Origin of the sequence: Actinomadura decatromicini, from assembly GCF_008121305.1 — a bacterium.
GTDB lineage: Bacteria > Actinomycetota > Actinomycetes > Streptosporangiales > Streptosporangiaceae > Spirillospora > Spirillospora syzygii.
The window spans coordinates 233,661-251,099 of the sequence record NZ_VSRQ01000006.1 but is presented as its reverse complement, the minus strand read 5'-3'; the positions used below and the strand labels follow the sequence as shown (position 1 = coordinate 251,099).

The following is a 17,439-nucleotide window of genomic DNA, read 5'->3' as shown; positions in this document are numbered from 1 at the left end:
GCGTCCATCCTCCTGAAGTGGTGGGACGATCTCGTCCGCGCGGCGGATTGTCCCAGGGCGCCGGGGGCATACCGTCGAACCATGAGTCAGTCCAGTCCGCAGCCGGAGCCGCAGTCCACGTGGCGCTCGCCGGACCTGCGGCCGGGCCCGCGCCCGGTCGAGGTCGCGGCGTCCGACGCCGGGCTCGACGCGGTCCCGGGGCAGGCCCCGGAACCGCCGCCGGAGGTGATCCGCGCCTCGGACGCCGAGCGCGAGGCCGCCGTCGAGCGGCTGCGCATCGCCTCCGTCGAGGGACGGCTCACCTTCGAGGAGCTCACCGAGCGGACCGAGGCCGCCTACGCCGCCGTCACCCGCGGCGACCTCGACCGCATCACCGCCGACCTGCCCGGCATGGGCGCGCCCGGCGCGAACCCGGCGCCCGTCCAGGTCCAGCGCAAGTTCAGCGCCGTCATGGGCGACTGCAAGGAGCGCATCGTCGGCCGCATCGACGGCCCGCTGGAGGCCGTCTCGGTGATGGGCGACGTGGAGCTCGACCTGCGCGGCGCGCAGGTGCCGAGCGGCGTCGTCGACATCACCGCCACCGCCGTGATGGGCGACGTCAAGATCATCGTGCCGGACGGCGTCACCGTGGAACTGACCGGCCGCGCCTTCCTCGGCGACCGCAAGGTCAACGTCCGCGACCCGCACCCGGGGGCGCGGGTGCCCGTCGTCCGCGTCACCGCGAACGCCGTGATGGGCGACATCAAGATCGTCGACGACCGGCACCACGCGCCACTGCGCCGCGCGGTCGCCTCCTGGTGGCGCGACCGCGCCTGACGCCTTTCCCCGGCCCGCCTACCCGGCCGCCGCCGCGCGGGCCGTCTCCAGCGCCTCCGTGTAGCGCCGGACGACCAGGTCCGCGACCTCCGGAGCCGCGCCCAACACAGGGGAGACCGCCGCCGCGCCCGCGGCCAGGGTCTCCGCCCGGACCTTGTCGGCGAAGTAGCCGGGGGCCAGGAAGTACGACGCCACCGCCACCCGCGGGGCGCCCGCGTCGAGCAGTGCCGCCACCGCCTCCGCCGGACGGGGACGCGCCGCCGACGCGTAGGCCGGGACGACGCCCCGCCAGCCCCGCGCCCGCCACTCCCGGGCGAGCCGCGCGATGACGGCGTTCGCCGCCGGATCGCTGGACCCCGCCGACACCAGCACGACGGCCGTGTCCGGGTCGCCGGCCTCCACCCCGGCGTCGGACAGGCGGCGCTCCAGGGCGTCGATCAGCAGCGGGTCGGGGCCGAGCGTTTCCGCCGTCCGGAGGCGCAGCCTCGGGTGCAGCGCCCGGACCCGGTTCAGCACGCCCGGGATGTCGGTCTTGCTGTGGTAGGCGGCCGTGAGGAGGAGCGGCAGGACGACCGCCTCGTCCGCGCCGTCGCGGGCCAGGCCGTCGAGGACGCGGTCGGGCGCGGGCGGCGCGTGGTCGAGGAACGAGGCGTGCACGGGCACGTCCGGCCGCCGCGCCCGGACGGCGTCGAGCAGCGCGGCGACGGTCGCGGCGGCGCGCGGATCGCGGCTGCCGTGCGCGACCGCCACCATCGGACGGCCCGTGCTGTGCGGACCCGTGGTGTGTGGATCCGTACTGTGCGGACCCGTGCGGTGCGGGGAACTCACAGGTGGATACCGCACTCGGTCTTGCCCATCCCGGCCCATCGGCCGCTGCGCGGGTCCTCGCCGGGCGCGACCGGACGGGTGCACGGCGCGCACCCGATCGACGGGTAGCCGTCGTAGTGCAGCGGGTTGACCAGCACCCCGTTGTCCTCGATGTAGTTGTCGATGTCGTCCTGCGACCAGTCCAGGATGGGGTTGACCTTGACCATGCCGCGCTTGCGGTCCCACTCGACGACCCTGCGGTCGCGGCGGCTGGTCGTCTCGTCCCGGCGGATGCCGCTGAACCACGCCATGTACCCCTCAAGGGCCCGGCCGAGCGGCTCGACCTTGCGCAGGTGGCAGCACAGGTCGGGGTTGCGGCCGAACAGCCGCGGCCCGAGCGCGGCCTCCTGCTCCTCGACGGTCCGGGACGGCGTCACGTTGATCACGTTCACCGGGTACACGGCCTCGACGGCGTCGCGCGTCCCGATCGTCTCGGCGAAGTGGTAGCCGGTGTCGACGAACAGGACGTCGATGCCCGGCTTCACCTTCGACACGAGGTGGATCAGCGCGGCGTCCGACATGGACGAGGTGAGGCAGATGCGGTCGCCGAACGTCGCGGCCGCCCAGCGGATGACCTCCAGCGTGGAGGCCCCCTCCAGCGCGGCGGCGGCGGACTCGACGATGTCTTCGAGATCGAGTGCGGGTCTGTCGGTCTCCAGAAGAGTCACCGAGGGACCTCCTTGCTCGCGGTGCGGGGAGCTCCGACACCGAGGAATTTCAACGTGAAGGAACGGACGCAGTCAGGGCAGAACCAGGACCCGTGCTCTTCACGGGGCTCCAGGCTCTCCTCACCGCAGTAGGGGCAGTAGAAGGGCGCCATGCGCTCGCCTCCACCGCCGTGCCGGGGGCCGCCCCCCGGCGCCCCCTGGTTCGCTTCGCTCGTCATTGGAGATCGGATTCGTCGGCGCGCCGCACCCAGTCGGCGAAGGACTCTCCCTCGCCGCGCTGCTTGTCGTAGGTGCGGACGATCCGCTCGACGTAATCGGTCAGCCCGGCCGACGTCGTCTTCAGCCCGCGGACCTTCTTGCCGAACGAGGCGCCGAGCTGCCCGCCGAGGTGGATCTGGAAGCCTTCGACCTGGTCGCCGTTCTCGTCCAGGACGAGCTGGCCCTTCAGTCCGATGTCGGCGACCTGGATGCGGGCGCACGCGTTCGGGCAGCCGTTGACGTTGATCGTCAGCGGCTGGTCGAAGTCGGGGAGCCGCCGCTCCAGCTCGTCGATCAGGTCCATGGAGCGCTGCTTGGTGTCGGTGATCGCGAGCTTGCAGTACTCGATGCCCGTGCACGCCATCGTCTGCCGCCGGAACGTGGACGGCCGCACCTGGAGGTCGTGCTTGGCCAGCTCGCCGGCGAGCTCCTCGGTCTTCTCCTCCGGGACGTCCAGGATGACCATCTTCTGCTCGATGGTCGTCCGGACCCGGCCGGAGCCGTACCGCTCGGCGAGGTCGCCGATCACGCCGAGCAGCTCACCGCTCACCCGGCCGACGCGCGGCGCGAAGCCCACGTAGAAGTTGCCGTCCCGCTGCGGGTGGATGCCGACGTGGTCGCGGCGGGGGAGGGGCGCGGCGGGCTCGGGACCGTCGGGCAGCGCGTACCCGAGGTACTCCTTCTCCAGGACCTCGCGGAACTTCTGCGCGCCCCAGTCCTTCATCAGGAACTTCAGGCGGGCGCGGCTGCGCAGCCGCCGGTAGCCGTAGTCGCGGAAGATCGACGTGACGCCGTGCCACACCTCCGTGGCCTGCTCCGGCTTCACGAACACGCCGAGGCTCTGCGCGAACATCGGGTTGGTGGACAGGCCGCCGCCGACGAACAGCTGGTAGCCGGTCTCGCCCGCCTCGTTCACGACGCCCACGAACGCGATGTCGTTGATCTCGTGGACGGTGCAGTGCGCGGTGCACCCCGACATGGCCGTCTTGAACTTGCGCGGCAGGTTCGAGAACTCGGGCGACCCGATGTAGCGGTCGTGGACGTCGCGGAGCTGCGGCGTCGCGTCGATCACCTCGTCGGCCGCGATCCCGGCGAGCGGGCAGCCGATGATGACGCGCGGGACGTCCCCGCACGCCTCCGTGGTGTGCAGCCCGACCGCCTCGAGCGCCTCCCAGATCGCCGGGACGTCCTCGATCCGCACCCAGTGCAGCTGGATGTTCTGCCGGTCGGTGACGTCGGCGGTGCCGCGGGCGTACCGCGTGGAGACGTCGGCGACGGCGCGCAGCTGCGGCCCGCTGAGCTGGCCGCCGTCGATCCGCACCCGGAGCATGAAGTAGCGGTCTTCGAGCTCCTCGTCCTCCAGGGCGCCGGTGCGGCCGCCGTCGATGCCGGGCTTGCGCTGGGTGTAGAGGCCCATCCAGCGGAATCGGCCGCGCAGGTCGGCGGGGTCGATCGAGTCGAAGCCGGCCTTGGAGTAGATCTCGATGATGCGGCGGCGGACGTTCAGCCCGTCGTCGTTCTTCTTGTTCTCCTCGTTCTTGTTGAGCGGTTCCCGGTAACCGAGGGCCCACTGGCCCTCGGCCTTCTTGCGCTTGATCGCGGGTGGCACGGCGCGCGTCCTCGTCTGAGAGTGGGACGCGTAGCGCACCGGCAGTCAAAGCGGCCGGCTCGACGCTGAGCAGGAGGGGGGTTCAACGATGACGCCGATGCGCCACGCGCCTGTTGAGCAGGGGCGTGGTCGGAGCGTCACCGACAGATCGCGCTGCGGACGCGGAGGAAGTCGACGTGCCGGCGCTTGGCCAGCAACGGGTCCGCGGCAGTCATACCTGAACTTTGACACGCCCTCTGTCGGGCTGTCCAGTTACGACCGGGAGCCGGGCGGGTGAGATGCGTCATCCCTGCCGCCTCCAGTTGACCGGGGGCTCGGCGTCGTCGCTGGTCGCCCCGGTGGGCGCGGCGCCGTCGGCGGCGCTCCGGATCGTGCCGTCCGCAGCCGGACGGCGCACGTGTTGGCAGTCACACCACGAACCGCCGCGGCACTCCTCGTGGCGGCGGTCACGGCAGGACGGGCAGATCACGCTTCCATTGTCGCCGATGGTGGCGGATGCTCGGAGCACCCGTCGGGCGCCCGCCGCGCCGGGTAAAAGACGATCATGGTCTGCTGGACGTTCCGTCCCGTCAAAGCGGGTATGGGCACAGGGACGTGCAGGGAAGGGGCCGCCGACCGGCGAGACGATCGAGCGGGGGAGGCGGTCGGAACGGAACGTGCGAATCGGATCATCAGGATGAGCGGAGGGGCCCGGGGGACGCGGGGGACGGGCCGGGCGCGGGAGACTCGCGAGGTCGATGCGGCATGTTCCGGACGCGGAACGCTCTACGGTGGGGCGGTGTGACCACCGTCTCCGACGCCGCGGGCGTCCCCCCGGCCGGGGACTCCGAACCCGGACCGGGCGAGGACGCCCATGAGGCCACAGCCCAGGACGGCCGGGACGCCCCCGCCCCGCACGCCCCGGGCGCGGTGGCCGCGCGCCCGCCGGGCCCGCGCCTCCCCGACCGGCTGCGCGCCCGCGCCGTGGCGGGCGCCCACACGTCCGGACGGGTGAGCTGGGCCCTCGTGAAGGGCACGGCGGCGGGCGCGTTCCGCTACCGGGTGACGGGCCTCGCGGCCGAGGCCGCGTTCTTCGCGCTGCTGTCCCTGCCGCCGCTCGTGATCGGGCTGATCGGCACGATGGGCCACCTGCGCGGCGCGATCGGCCCCGACGCCGTCGCCGACATCCGCACGTGGGTGATCGGGCACGCCCAGCAGGTGCTGACCGCCGAGGCGGTGAACACGACGGTCGTCCCGCTGCTCAACGACGTGATCAACGGCGGCCGGGTCGACATCGTCTCCGTCAGCTTCCTGATCTCGCTCTGGGCGGGCTCGCGCGCGACGAACGTGTACGTCGACACCATCACCATCGCCTACGGGCTGTCCGGCATCCGCGGCGTGATCCGGACCCGGCTGCGGGCCTTCTTCCTCTACCTCGTCGGGCTGCTGATCCTCGTGGTCGTCATCCCGCTGCTGGTGGCGGGGCCCGCGCTGGTCCGGCAGGCGCTGCCGGAGAGCGCCCAGGCCGTGCGGCTGCTGTACTGGCCGGTCGTGATCACCCTGTCGATCGTGTTCCTGGCGACGCTGTACCACGTGAGCGTCCCGGTCCGGACGGCGTGGTGGCGCGCGGTGCCCGGCGCGGCGCTCGCGCTGCTGATCTGGATCTTCGGCAGCATCACGCTCCGCATCTACCTCACCGGCTCGTTCAGCGGGGTGTCGGTGTACGGGTCGCTCGCCGCCGCGATCGCCGTGCTCGCCTGGCTGTACGTCGCCGCGCTCGCGGTGCTGATCGGCGCGACGCTGAACGCCGAGATCGACCGGCTGTGGCCGAGCGAGGTCACCGCCACGGCGCGGGCCGAGCTGGCGGAGCGGCACGCGGCGGCCGCCGAAGCCGAGGCCGCCGCCGAGGCGGACGCGGAGGCCGACGCGGAGGCCGACGCGGAAGCGGATGCGGAGGCCGAGGCGGAGGCAGCCGCCGAAAACGAGGCCGAAGCGGCCTCCGAAGGTAAAAAGAGAGCCCGTTGAGGGTTTGAGAAGGCCAAACATGTCGTAGCCTCGCGTGACATGACCCCCCGTGCGGAGGCCGGACGGCTGCGGACCGTGACCGGCACGATCCCGACGTCCGACATCACCGGACCCGTGCTGTCCCATGAGCACCTGCAGATGGACCTGCGCTGGCCGGCCCGTCCGAAGCTGGTCGAGTCCGACCCCGGGCGCTGGCTGGACGAGGAGAAGTCCGTCCAGCGGGAGCTGGCGGCGCTGCGCCGCGACCACGGGCTCGGCCTCGTCGTCGACCTGACCTGCTCCGGCATGGGCCGCAACGCCGCCGCGCTCGCCCGGATCAGCTCCGGCGCGCGGGTCGCGGTCGTCGCCGGGACGGGCGTGTTCACCGAGCCGTTCCACCCGTCGTTCGTCCGCGAGGCGATCGCGGCGGGCGAGGCGCCGGCCGGCCCGTCCGCCGCCGAGCGGCTCGCCGAGCGCTTCCTGGCCGAGGTCGGCTTCGGCATGGACGGCACCAACTCGCTGCCCGGCGTGATCGGCGAGATCGGGACCTGGGGCGAGGCTCCGACGGAGGCGGAGGAGCTGTGCCTGCGCGCCGCCGCCCGCGCCGCCGCGCTGTCCGGGCTGTCGGTGGCGACCTACGGCCGCGCCGGGCTCGCCCAGCTGGAGATCCTCACCGGCGCCGGGCTGGCCCCGCACCGGGTCGCGGTCGGCCAGCAGGACCGGGTGGACGACCCCGGCCAGCACCGCAAGATCGCCGAGACCGGCGGGTACGTCTCGTTCGGCACGCTCGGCCTCGCCGGGGACGACCACGCCGCGCTCGGCGCCCGCGTCCGCTCCGTGATGGACCTGCTGGAGGCCGGGCACGCCGGACGGGTGCTGCTGAGCACGGGCGTGTCCCGGATGAGGCAGATCACCCGGTACGGCGGGACGGGCTTCGGCTACCTGTTCGAGACGTTCCTGCCCGCGCTGCGCGCCGCCGGCGCCGACGACGCGACGCTCCAGGGCGTCCTGCGCGACAACCCGCTGCGCTGGCTCACGGGCGCCTGACGCACTGCCCGCCCGGTTCCGCCCCGCACGGGCGGTGTACTCGCTGTGCTGGCTCACGGCGAGTACGCCGCGTACTCGCTGTGCTGGCTAACGGCGCCTGAAGCGCCACCCGTCCGGTTCCGCCTTGCACGCGGCGGCGTACTCGCTGTGCTGGCTCATGGGCGCCTGACGTATCACCCGCCCGGTTCCGCCTTGCGCGGGGCGGCGTACCCGCTGTGCTGGCTCATGGGCGCCTGACGTGCTCTCCGCCTGGTTCCCCCCTGGGTCGGCCCCTCCATGCCCGTATGGGACGCTCTGCGCGCCTGTAACGGGGCGGGGAGTGGGTAGGGGTGACCCCGGAAGGGGGTGTGCCGATGTCCTGGAACAGGCCCGCGAACAGATCAGCTCGCGACGACCTGGGGCGGACCGAGACTGTCCGGCTCCCCTACACCGACCGTTCCGAGGCGGGCCGGGTGCTCGCCGAGCGGCTCGTCCCGCTGGGCCTCGACGGCGCCGTCGTGCTGGCGCTGCCGCGCGGCGGGGTCCCCGTCGGCCACGAGGTGGCGCGGCGGCTCGGGTCGCCGCTCGACGTGCTCGTCACCCGCAAGATCGGGTATCCGCCGCAGCCGGAGCTCGGGGTCGGGGCGATCGCCGAGGGAGGCTCCCCGGTCTTCGACGACGGCCTGCTGAACCGGCTCGGACTCAGCGCGGACGACCTCGCCGGCACGGTCGTGGCCGAGCGCGCCGAGCTGTCCCGCCGGGTCGCCGCCTACCGGGGCGGGCGGCCGCTGCCGGAGACGGCCGGCCGGCCGGTGATCGTCGTGGACGACGGCCTCGCCACCGGCGGGACGGCCCGCGCCGCGGTGCGGGCGCTGCGCGAGCGGGGGCCGTCGCGGCTCGTCCTCGCGGTGCCGGTGGGGGCGGCGGAGACCGTCCACGACCTGGAGCCCGAGGTGGACGACCTGGTCGTGCCGGCGGCGCCGTGGGAGTTCCGCGCGGTCGGGCAGTGGTACCGCGACTTCGACCAGCTCAGCGACGCCGACGTGACCGCCTGGCTGGACCGGGCGGCGCGGGAGCACGGCGCGGGCTGAGCCGGGGCGCGGCCCGCGGGATGCCGGAGCTGCCCGCGGCGCCGGGAGCCGCCGTAATTTAGCGTGGCGAATTTCCGGGAATTGGCCACGCGCGGGGGACGCCTGCGGTAAAAGCCCGACGGTTCCGCGGAAAGGCGTGACCGTTGTGACGCACATGTGACGCACATGTGACGAAGCGGCCCGGGCCCGGCCCCTCGGGAGGGGCCGGGCCCGGGCAACGCAAACGGCCCCGCGGGGCGGGGCCGTGTCGTTTCTCGGTGGCGTGCCGGGGTACGCGACTGGGAGCGTTTCTGACGGTCCGCGCTCGGCTAGGCGGCGTTGGCGCGGCGCATCCGGCGGCGGCGCTCGGACGCGCGCTCGTCTTCGTTCAGGCCGCCCCACGTGCCGTACTTCTCGGGCCTGGACACGGCGTAGTCCAGACAATCCGTGCGGACGGGGCAGCCCATGCAGATCTGCTTCGCCTTGCGCTCGCGGATCTCCCGCTCGGGCTGACGCTCACCGTCGGGACCGAAGAAGAGGACGAGGTCTTCCCCCCGGCACGCCGCGGCGTCCTGCCAGCCCCAGCTGGGACGAGGGAGGTTTGCCTGCCGACGTACCTGAGCCATGGAACACCCACCTTGATTGGTTTCGAACAATTTCTGGACATGGACGCTCGACATGCTTCAGGTGACGCGAAGTCAGAAGCGCCGAATGGTCCAACGTCTGGAGTTGCCGCTCTGTTCCCCGTCCGGTTACTCCGGAAACCTGGGGACGTGCGACAGGGAGACCCACTAATGGGGCCTCAGCGAGATTACACGAGGGCAGCCGCGTTGAGAAGGGTGAGTTCCCTAACAATGTAGGTTCTGAGGTTCTCGCCGCAGTCCGGTCCGCAGGGGGCCGACTGCTGGACGGCCTCGACCACGACCCGGTAACGGCCGTCCTGAACTGAAACAACGGCTTCGTACGGAGATGTTCCCGTTACGGAGTGAACGGTGACGTCGTCCACCCCGAGGTGTCCGGTGTGTGCGCGGGCGAAATGCTCCGCGGCCTGCGCGGGCTCCGGCGTCCCGGCGCGTCCGCGCAGCCTGTCGAGCACGACCTCGCCCCGCAGGTAGGCGTGCGCCGCCCGCACCGCCTCGGGCTGGCCGAGGTCGCCGTAGGAGATCGCGTGCGGCAGGCAGACCAGGTTGGCCGCGAACCGGTCGCCGCCGACGTGCGTGGTCTCCCACACCATGCGTCCGAAACGCCGCGTGAGGGCGCGGGCGAGCGGGGCGCCGGTGCGGGCGCAGCAGGCGTTGTGGCGCCCGTGCGCGCAGACGAGGAGCAGCGGGGCCGTCCGCCGCTCGCCGAGGCCGGGGGAGCGCCCGGCGGCGAGCGCGGCGAGGTCGAGGCCGTCCAGCTCGGCGGGGTCGGCGAGTTCCCGCGCCTCGATCCAGGCGTCGGGGCCGTTCGAGTAGGCGGCGTAGACCTGCACGGGCGGGGTCGCCCGGCGGCGCCCCGGACGGCGGATGAGCTGGGGCCGCACGCCCGCCCGCTTCGCCGCGCGGACGGCGGCGGCGACCGGGGCGGGACCGGCGAGGTCGGCGACGTGCTCGGGCCAGGGACCGGGGTGCTCGACCAGCAGCCAGGAGCGCGCCTTCTCCGTCGCGCTCGCCAGGCACGGCCGCTCGCCGGTGTGGCTCCCCGGGCAATGCCCGCAGCCGTTGCCGCGCGTCACATGAACCCCCCGTGGAACAAACGATCAATTAGGTAAGGGTAACCTAAGAGACCGTCGGAGGGCCAGGTCGGGGGAGGTTCGCCGGACCTTTCCCCGCGGACTCGCCGAGCGCTCCCCTCGGGCGGTCAGCGCAGGGGGGTCAGCGCAGGGCGGCGCGCGGCAGCAGCGCCTCCGCGGCGGGCAGCGCGGCGGCCCGGTCGGCGGCGACCAGCCCGATCCGGGTGCGGCGGTCGAGGAGGTCGCCGGCGTCGAGGGCGCCCTCGTGCCGCACCGCCCACGCCAGCTCCACGCCGAGCACCGGCAGCCCCGGGACGACCGGCTCCAGCAGGGCGAGGTCGTCGGCGGCGAAAGCGGCCAGCAGCGGCGCCTCCGTCCCGTACCGCTGGACGAGCCGCGCGGGGGCGTCCAGCGCGTCCAGCCGGTCGCGGGGCGCCGCGCCGACGAGCGGCAGCCGGGCCGTCCGGCTCGGCCCGGCGGCGAGGCCGCGGGCGCGGACGGCGGCGTCGACGGCGTCCCGCGCCATCCGCCGGTAGGTGGTGAGCTTGCCGCCGACGATCGTGACGACGCCGTCCCGCGAGGTGAGGACGGCGTGCCGCCGGGAGATGTCGGCCGTGCTCGCCGAGCCGCCCGGACCGGCGTCGAGCAGCGGGCGCAGCCCGGCGAACGCGCCGATCACGTCCGCGCGCCGGACCGGGACGTCGAGCGCCGAGCCGAGGATGTCGAGCAGGAAGCCGATCTCGCCGTCGGTCGGCTCCGGGACGTCGGGGATCGGGCCGTCCGCGGGCTCGTCGGTGAGGCCGACGTAGACGCGGCCGTCGCCCTGCGGCATGACCAGCATGAACCGGCTGGCCGCGCCGGGCACCGGGATCTGGAGCCCGGCGGTCAGGCCGCGCAGGGTCTCGGCCCGCACCACGATGTGGGTGCCGCGCGACGGGCGCAGGCGGACGCCGTCCACGAGCCCGCCCGCCCAGACCCCGGCCGCGTTCACCACCGAGCGCGCCCGGACGGTGTACTCGCGGCCGGTGAGCTCGTCCCGGACGAGGGCGCCGTCGCCCGCGAGCGCGACCGCGCGGACGCGGGTGAGGATCCGCGCGCCGTGCCCGGCGGCCGTGCGGGCGAGCGCGGTGACGAGCCGCGCGTCGTCGGCGAGCTGGCCGTCCCAGGACAGCAGGCCGCCGCGCAGCCCGTACGGGCGCAGCGCGGGCGCGAGCCGCAGCGTCTCCACCGCCGACAGGCGGCGCGGGCCGGGCAGCACCGAGCGCGGCGTGCGGGCGGCGAGGCGCAGCGCGTCCCCGGCGCGGTAGGCGGCCAGCGTGGCGGCGGCGCGGGCGCGCGGCACGAGCGGGGTCAGCGGCATCACGAACGGCAGCGCCCGGACCAGGTGCGGCGCCGTGTGCCGCATCAGCACGCCGCGCTCCACGGCGCTCTCGTGCGCCACGTCCACCTGCCCGGACGCGAGGTAGCGCAGCCCGCCGTGGATCAGCTTGGAGCTCCACCTGGACGTCCCGAACGCCAGGTCGCGGGCGTCGATCGCGGCGACCGACAGGCCGCGGGACGCGGCGTCCAGCGCGGCGCCCGCGCCGGTCGCGCCGAGGCCGACGACGAGGACGTCCACGACCTCGTCGGGGAGGGCGGCGAGCTCGCGTTCGCGGCGCGCGGCGTTCAGCGAGGTCCCGGGGGGCGGTCCGGTGGTCATGGCGCGAGGGTCCTCTCCAGGATGTGGCGCAGTTCGGCGTCGAAGGCGTCGGAGCCCAGGTCGGGGTCGGCGTCGTCGATCATCGTCGGGCCCGAAAGCACGAAGGACTGGACGATCAGCAGCACCGTCCGCGCCTGCCGGGACGGGTGGTCGCGGCGGATCGTCCCGTCGGCGTGCCCGGCGCGCAGGGCCTCCTCGAAGGCGTCCAGGAAGACGAGCTGGCTGGCGCCGGTCCGGTCGACGACGTAGGGCAGCAGCAGCTCCGGGTCCACCTCGATGATCTTGCGGAGCAGCGGGTGGTCGCGGAACGCGCGCACCCCGGCGACCAGGCCGTCCACGAACCGGGGCCGGACGGGGCGGCCGTCCTCCGGGGGCTGGATCGAGTCGCCGAGCCCGACCCACTCGCGGGTCATGAGGTCGGCGACGATCGTGCGGACGTCCGGCCAGCGGCGGTACAGCGTCATCCGCGACACGCCCGCGCGCCGGGCGATGTCGGTGAGCGTCGTCCGGCGGACCCCGACGGCGAGCACGCAGGCGCGGGCCGCGTCGAGGACGGCGTCGTCCGCCGTCCGGCGGGGCTTCTTGTGACGATTCGACGTCATGTGTCACAGTGTAAGCACAGGATCGGTCCGGTGGGAGTCCGGTGACGGGGGAGGCGCTGGTGGCGACGCGGGACATGCTCTGGAGCGGCTGGGGCGATCCCGGCCGGGCGGCGCCGCTGCCGGAGCCGGTGGTCAGGCTGCTGCACGACCTGCTCGGGGTGCGTCCCGCCGAGGCGCCGCCGCCCGCGCTCGCCGACGTCGCGGTGCCCGCGTCCCGGTTGAGCCCGGACGACCTGGCCGCGCTCGCCCGGATCGTCGGCGACCGGCACGTCGCCACCGGCGCCGAGACGCGCGTCCGGCACACGCGCGGCAAGTCGACGCCCGACCTGCTGCGCATCCGCGCGGGCGACGCCTCCGCCGCGCCGGACGCGGTCGTCCTGCCCGCCGCGCACGACGAGTTCCTCGACGTGCTGCGCGCCTGCGCGGGACGGGGCATCGCGGTCGTCCCGTTCGGCGGCGGCACGTCGGTCGTCGGCGGGCTGGCGCCCGAGGGCGGAGGCGCGTTCGTCGCCCTGGACCTGCGCCGCATGGACGCGCTCGTCTCCCTCGACGAGGTGTCGCGGACGGCCGTCCTGCAGCCCGGCCTGCGCGCCCCCGAGGCGGAGGCGCTGCTCGGCGCGCGCGGCTACACGCTCGGCCACTTCCCGCAGTCCTACGAGTGGGCGTCGATCGGCGGGTTCGCGGCGGCGCGGTCCAGCGGGCAGGCGTCCGCCGGGTACGGGCGGTTCGACGACCTGGTGGTCGCGCTGACCGTCGCGACGCCGGAGGGGACGCTCGACCTCGGCCGCGCGCCGAAGTCCGCGGCGGGGCCCGACCTGCGGCAGCTCGTCCTCGGCTCGGAGGGCGCGCTCGGGGTGATCACGTCGGTGACCGTCCGGGTGCGGCCGGTGCCGGAGGCGCGCGAGTACGAGGGCTGGCGGTTCGCGTCGTTCGACGCGGGCGCCGCCGCGCTGCGCGGGCTCGCGCAGGACGGTCCCATGCCCACCGTCCTGCGGCTCTCCGACGAGACCGAGACGATGGTCGGGCTGGCCGACCCGTCCGAGATCGGCAGCGGCTCCGCCGCCGGGTGCCTGGCGGTGCTCGGGTTCGAGGGAGCGGCGGAGCGGGTCGCGGAGGAGCGCGCCCGCGCGGCGGGCGCGCTGCGCGCCGCGGGCGGTGAGCCGCTCGGCCCCGGTCCCGGCGAGAAGTGGGAGCACGGCCGCTTCGACGCCCCCTACCTGCGCGACTCGCTCCTCGACGCGGGGGCGTTCGTGGAGACGCTGGAGACGGCCGCGTTCTGGTCGGACGTCCCGGCGCTGTACGAGGCCGTCCGGACGACGCTGATCGGAACGCTGTCCGACCTCGGCACGTCGCCGCTGGTCATGTGCCACATCTCACACGTGTACGCGGCCGGGGCGTCGCTGTACTTCACGGTCGTGTCGGCCCAGGGCGCGGACCCGGTCGCCCACTGGGCGCGCGCCAAGCGCGCCGCCTGCGACGCGATCATCGACGCGGGAGGCACGATCAGCCATCATCACGGGGTGGGCACCGACCACCGCGACTGGTACGCCCGGGAGATCGGGCCGCTGGGCGCGGCGGTGCTGCGCGCCGTCAAGCAGCGGGTCGACCCGTCTGGGATCCTCAATCCGGGCGTGCTGGTCCCGCCCGCCGATCAGAGCCTGCCGTGAGGAGCGACCGTATGGGCGAGGCACGTGCGTTCACCGCGATCGTCAACCCGGCGGCGGGCGGCTCCGCGTCCGCCTCGTCGCTGATCACGCTCGCCCGGCTGCTGCGGGAGGCGGGCGCCGACGTCGCCGTGGAGTACAGCCGGGGCCTGGAGCACGCCGCGGACGTCGCCCGCGCCGCCGCCGGGACCGGGCGCGTCGTCCTCGGCGTCGGCGGCGACGGCATGGCGGGCTGCGTCGGCGGCGCCCTCGCCGGGACGGACGCGCTGTTCGGCGTCGTCCCCGCGGGCCGCGGCAACGACTTCGCGCGGCAGCTCGGCATCCCGTCCGACCCGGAGGAGCAGGCGAAGCTGCTGCTGGAGGGCGAGCCGCGCGCCGTCGACGCGATCGACGCGAACGGGACGGCGGTCCTCGGCAGCGTCTACGCGGGCGTGGACGCCGTCGCCAACGACAACGCCAACAAGACGCGGCTGCTGCGCGGCTCGGCCGCCTACTACTTCGGCGCGCTGCGCGCGATCGCGACGTGGCGGCCCGCCGACTACCTGATCACCGTGGACGGCGAGGCGCACGCCCGGCAGGGCTACACGGTCGTCGCCGCCAACTCCGGCTACTACGGGTTCGGCAAGCACATCGCACCGGACGCGCGCGTCGACGACGGGCTGCTCGACGTCGTCCTGATCAAGACGGCCCCCAAGCGCCTGTTCTTCGCCGTCATGCGCGAGCTGGAGGCGGGGACGCACGTCCGCCGCCCCGAGATCGAGGTCATGCGGGGCGAGGAGGTGCGGATCGAGCTGGCCGGGACGTCCGGCCGGACGCTCCCGTACGGCGCGGACGGCGAGCTGCCGGGAACGCTCCCGGTCACCGCGCGTGTCCTGCCCGGCGCGCTGCGCGTCCTCGCGCCCTGACCTGGGCGGTCTCCGGATCTTGGCCCGTTGTTTGGGTCGATTTACGTGTCCATTACGGACCCTCGGGTAGCGTCAGTTACGTCCCGCTTAGGGACCTTGGGTTGTCTGCGGACGACATCATGAGAAGGCGACTGCTCGCCGTTCTGGGGGGACTCATGATGGCCGCGGACACCCGCGTCGTGGTGGCGTCGGCGTCTCTGGGGGTGGCGCCGGCGTCCACCACGGTCAATCGCCCCGGTCACCCTTCCCTTACTCTCGCGCGTCCGCTTCCGGCGCGGCCCCGGCATGTCGCTTGACGCTCCGGATCGCCTCCGGACAGGCTGTGAGCACTCCCTGACTCACGCCCGGAGGCGTCTGTGTGTGCCGAGGTCCCCTCTGATCCCGAGAACTCGCGCACCTCCGAGGCGGGTGCGGGCTGGGTGTGCGGTCGGCCGGGGACGTTCACCGAGCTGCTCCCTCCGCGCGTGACCGACTTCTCCTGGCGCCGCCCGAGGGTGCTGTGGCGGTCCCGCAACGACGTGATCGCGCGCTGGTTCGGCGATCCGTCGAACGCGATCCGCCGCCGCTGCGTCGCCGCGCTCCGCGAGCGGGGGACGCCCGCCGCGTTCACCGTCCACCGGGCCGAGCCGGAGTTCTCGTTCGTGCTGCTCGGAGACACCGGCGAGGGCGACAAGTCGCAGTACGCGGTCGTCCCGCCGCTGCTGCACGCCGCGGGCGACACCGACTTCATGGTCGTGGCGAGCGACGTCATCTACCCGACCGGGGACGCGGGCCAATACCCCGACAAGTTCTTCCGTCCCTACAAGGACTATCCGGGGCCCATCTTCGCCGTCCCCGGGAACCACGACTGGTACGACGGCCTGCGCGGGTTCCTGCACGTGTTCTGCGGCCTGGACGCCGACTGCACGCCGCCGCCGTGGCGCGGGCCGCTGTCGTTCGTCCCGCGCCTGCTGTGGCGGCGGTCGGGCGAGGTCGACGGGGCCGTGCTGGAGGAGGCGAGGGAGCGGTTCCGGGGCGGGGCGGGGCAGCGGTCCGTCCAGCCGGGGCCGTACTGGGCGGTCGACACCCCGGCGCTGCGCGTCATCGGGATCGACACGGGCATCACCGGCACCCTCGACCGCGACCAGGGCCGCTGGCTGCGGGAGGTGTCCGGGGGACCGAAACCCAAGCTGCTCGTGACCGGAAAACCGCTGTACGTGGACGACGACCACCGTCCCGGCAGGATCGAGGGCGGCGGGACGGTCGACGAGATCGTCCAGGACCCGGCGCACCACTACGTCGCGGCGATCGGCGGCGACATCCACAACTACCAGCGCTACCCGCGCAAGACCGCCGACGGCCGGACGATCCAGTACATCGTGTCCGGCGGCGGCGGCGCGTTCATGCACGCGACCCACACGATCCCCCGCACGCGCGTCGTCGACGAGGGCGACTTCCGCTGCTACCCGCTGCGCGGCGACTCCCTGTCCCGCTACAGCAAGCTGTACGGACGCTGGCTGCGGCTGCCGAAGCTCTTCGAGCTGACCCCGGAGGAGGCCACCGCCGCCGTCGAGCGCCGGCTCGGCATCAAGCCGGGGCGCGGGTACAAGGACCCGGCGCCGTCCCGGCGCGCCCGCTTCGTCGCCTCGGTGCTCGGCGTCCCGCGCGGGGAGCGGCGGCGCCCGCGCGTGCTGCGGTTCCCCGTCCACAAGCTGCCGCAGCGCTTCCGCTCCGAGTTCGCCGACTGGGACGACCCGCCGTTCTTCAAGAGCTTCCTGCGGCTGGACGTCACCGAGTCGGAGCTGCGCGTCCGCTGCTACGCGGCGACCGGCTGCGGCGACCACGAGACGGCGCCGCCCTGCGAGGACGACTTCGTCATCCCGCTGCGCTAGCCGGAGCGGGGTGGTGTTTCGCCCCGGACTGCCGGAGATTGCGATGAATGTCGGCGATCCTGCCGCGCGACGTGCGCGGATGCCGTTACAGTCTTGGGTCACCGAACGGGTGAACGGTAATGGGCGGTCGGCCGGAGAACGACCGCCTCCCAGGAGAGCGACTTAATGAGTTATCCCCAGCAGGGCCAGGGCCAGCACCACCAGCAGCAGGCGGCCCACCAGGGCGGCTACGCGCCCGCCCCCCAGCAGCAGCAGGCTCCCGTCGCCGTCGGCGCGGGCATCAACATGAAGCGCCGCAACCCCATCGGCGCCTGGCTCGGCCTGCCCATCATCACGCTCGGCATCTACGGCCTCGTGTGGTTCTTCAAGGTCCACAACGAGCTGAGCGAGTACGACCGCCGCATCGACAACGCGGCCGTCAACGCGCTCCTCTCGATGCTGTTCGGCTTCATCACCCTCGGCATCTGGCCGCTGGTCATGTGGGTGAAGCTCGGCGGACGCATCGCCCAGGCGCAGCGCGCCGCCGGGCTCCAGCCGTCCTGCAGCGGAGGCATCGGCTTCCTGCTCGGCATCTTCGGCTTCGGCGTCCTCTACTACCAGATCCAGCTCAACAAGGTCGTCGACCGCTACGGCGACACCCCGGCCGGGCAGCAGGTCTCCCTGGTCGCCTGACCCCCAGGGGCTACG

Annotated in this window: 15 protein-coding genes; 8 read left to right on the top strand and 7 right to left on the bottom strand. The window is 73.9% G+C overall.

Going from position 1 to position 17,439, the window contains the following annotated elements:
- Positions 1–81: 81 nt before the first annotated feature.
- A complete protein-coding gene (locus tag FXF68_RS27390; RefSeq protein ID WP_246178968.1) occupies positions 82–816 on the top strand; it encodes a DUF1707 SHOCT-like domain-containing protein in 735 nt (244 codons plus the stop codon).
- A gap of 18 nt (positions 817–834) precedes the next feature.
- On the opposite strand, the gene FXF68_RS27385 is transcribed toward FXF68_RS27390, so the two are convergent.
- From FXF68_RS27385 to FXF68_RS27370, 3 genes are all read right to left on the bottom strand, one after another.
- Positions 835–1,569 carry a sirohydrochlorin chelatase gene (locus tag FXF68_RS27385; RefSeq protein ID WP_187438135.1) on the bottom strand — a complete coding sequence of 245 codons (735 nt, stop codon included), beginning with the start codon at positions 1,567–1,569 and terminating at the stop codon, positions 835–837.
- A gap of 71 nt (positions 1,570–1,640) precedes the next feature.
- Positions 1,641–2,351: a phosphoadenylyl-sulfate reductase gene (locus FXF68_RS27380; RefSeq protein ID WP_148764092.1), complete on the bottom strand. Its 711-nt coding sequence runs from the start codon at positions 2,349–2,351 to the stop codon at positions 1,641–1,643.
- A gap of 214 nt (positions 2,352–2,565) precedes the next feature.
- Complete coding sequence (locus FXF68_RS27370) at positions 2,566–4,218, bottom strand: nitrite/sulfite reductase (RefSeq protein ID WP_148764090.1); 1,653 nt, start codon at positions 4,216–4,218, stop codon at positions 2,566–2,568.
- Between the two features lie 780 nt (positions 4,219–4,998).
- Between FXF68_RS27370 and FXF68_RS27365 the strand changes: the two genes are divergently transcribed.
- From FXF68_RS27365 to FXF68_RS27355, 3 genes are all read left to right on the top strand, one after another.
- Positions 4,999–6,222 carry a YihY/virulence factor BrkB family protein gene (locus tag FXF68_RS27365; protein WP_246178967.1) on the top strand — a complete coding sequence of 408 codons (1,224 nt, stop codon included), beginning with the start codon at positions 4,999–5,001 and terminating at the stop codon, positions 6,220–6,222.
- 39 nt (positions 6,223–6,261) lie between these two features.
- Positions 6,262–7,248 carry a phosphotriesterase family protein gene (locus tag FXF68_RS27360; protein WP_148764088.1) on the top strand — a complete coding sequence of 329 codons (987 nt, stop codon included), beginning with the start codon at positions 6,262–6,264 and terminating at the stop codon, positions 7,246–7,248.
- Between the two features lie 353 nt (positions 7,249–7,601).
- Entirely contained in the window at positions 7,602–8,318 is a 717-nt protein-coding gene (locus FXF68_RS27355; protein WP_148764086.1) for a phosphoribosyltransferase, read from the top strand.
- A 308-nt stretch (positions 8,319–8,626) separates the two neighbouring features.
- On the opposite strand, the gene FXF68_RS27350 is transcribed toward FXF68_RS27355, so the two are convergent.
- The 4 genes from FXF68_RS27350 to FXF68_RS27335 form a co-directional block, all read right to left on the bottom strand.
- The gene (locus tag FXF68_RS27350; protein ID WP_075901375.1) at positions 8,627–8,923 is read right to left on the bottom strand and encodes a WhiB family transcriptional regulator; all 297 of its coding nucleotides are present in this window, start codon (positions 8,921–8,923) and stop codon (positions 8,627–8,629) included.
- 185 nt (positions 8,924–9,108) lie between these two features.
- The gene (locus tag FXF68_RS27345) at positions 9,109–10,014 is read right to left on the bottom strand and encodes a ferredoxin family protein (protein WP_148764085.1); all 906 of its coding nucleotides are present in this window, start codon (positions 10,012–10,014) and stop codon (positions 9,109–9,111) included.
- A gap of 139 nt (positions 10,015–10,153) precedes the next feature.
- Positions 10,154–11,710, bottom strand: coding sequence for a glycerol-3-phosphate dehydrogenase/oxidase (locus FXF68_RS27340; RefSeq protein WP_148764083.1), 1,557 nt, complete (start codon positions 11,708–11,710; stop codon positions 10,154–10,156).
- A complete protein-coding gene (locus FXF68_RS27335; RefSeq protein ID WP_148764081.1) occupies positions 11,707–12,312 on the bottom strand; it encodes a TetR/AcrR family transcriptional regulator in 606 nt (201 codons plus the stop codon). The genes FXF68_RS27340 and FXF68_RS27335 overlap by 4 nt, the downstream gene beginning before the upstream one ends.
- A 74-nt stretch (positions 12,313–12,386) precedes the next feature.
- Here FXF68_RS27335 and FXF68_RS27330 point away from each other — a divergent pair, with 74 nt between their 5' ends.
- The 4 genes from FXF68_RS27330 to FXF68_RS27315 all read left to right on the top strand — a co-directional run bounded on the left by FXF68_RS27330 (position 12,387) and on the right by FXF68_RS27315 (position 17,424).
- On the top strand, positions 12,387–13,979 hold the full coding sequence (locus FXF68_RS27330; protein ID WP_148764861.1) for an FAD-binding oxidoreductase: 1,593 nt from the start codon (positions 12,387–12,389) through the stop codon (positions 13,977–13,979).
- A gap of 11 nt (positions 13,980–13,990) precedes the next feature.
- The gene (locus FXF68_RS27325) at positions 13,991–14,881 is read left to right on the top strand and encodes a diacylglycerol/lipid kinase family protein (RefSeq protein ID WP_148764079.1); all 891 of its coding nucleotides are present in this window, start codon (positions 13,991–13,993) and stop codon (positions 14,879–14,881) included.
- 356 nt (positions 14,882–15,237) lie between these two features.
- A complete protein-coding gene (locus FXF68_RS27320; RefSeq protein ID WP_148764077.1) occupies positions 15,238–16,752 on the top strand; it encodes a metallophosphoesterase family protein in 1,515 nt (504 codons plus the stop codon).
- A 165-nt stretch (positions 16,753–16,917) separates the two neighbouring features.
- A complete protein-coding gene (locus FXF68_RS27315; RefSeq protein ID WP_148764075.1) occupies positions 16,918–17,424 on the top strand; it encodes a DUF4234 domain-containing protein in 507 nt (168 codons plus the stop codon).
- Positions 17,425–17,439: the final 15 nt, after the last annotated feature.

What these genes read in the sequence shown, in the direction of transcription:
- FXF68_RS27390 (WP_246178968.1), top strand. Translation starts at nt 82, where the DNA reads ATGAGTCAGTCCAGTCCGCAGCCGGAGCCGCAGTCCACGTGGCGCTCG.
- FXF68_RS27385 (WP_187438135.1), bottom strand. Translation starts at nt 1,569, where the DNA reads ATGGTGGCGGTCGCGCACGGCAGCCGCGATCCGCGCGCCGCCGCGACC.
- FXF68_RS27360 (WP_148764088.1), top strand. Translation starts at nt 6,262, where the DNA reads ATGACCCCCCGTGCGGAGGCCGGACGGCTGCGGACCGTGACCGGCACG.
- FXF68_RS27355 (WP_148764086.1), top strand. Translation starts at nt 7,602, where the DNA reads ATGTCCTGGAACAGGCCCGCGAACAGATCAGCTCGCGACGACCTGGGG.
- FXF68_RS27350 (WP_075901375.1), bottom strand. Translation starts at nt 8,923, where the DNA reads ATGGCTCAGGTACGTCGGCAGGCAAACCTCCCTCGTCCCAGCTGGGGC.
- FXF68_RS27340 (WP_148764083.1), bottom strand. Translation starts at nt 11,710, where the DNA reads ATGACCACCGGACCGCCCCCCGGGACCTCGCTGAACGCCGCGCGCCGC.
- FXF68_RS27335 (WP_148764081.1), bottom strand. Translation starts at nt 12,312, where the DNA reads ATGACGTCGAATCGTCACAAGAAGCCCCGCCGGACGGCGGACGACGCC.
- FXF68_RS27330 (WP_148764861.1), top strand. Translation starts at nt 12,387, where the DNA reads ATGCTCTGGAGCGGCTGGGGCGATCCCGGCCGGGCGGCGCCGCTGCCG.
- FXF68_RS27325 (WP_148764079.1), top strand. Translation starts at nt 13,991, where the DNA reads ATGGGCGAGGCACGTGCGTTCACCGCGATCGTCAACCCGGCGGCGGGC.
- FXF68_RS27315 (WP_148764075.1), top strand. Translation starts at nt 16,918, where the DNA reads ATGAGTTATCCCCAGCAGGGCCAGGGCCAGCACCACCAGCAGCAGGCG.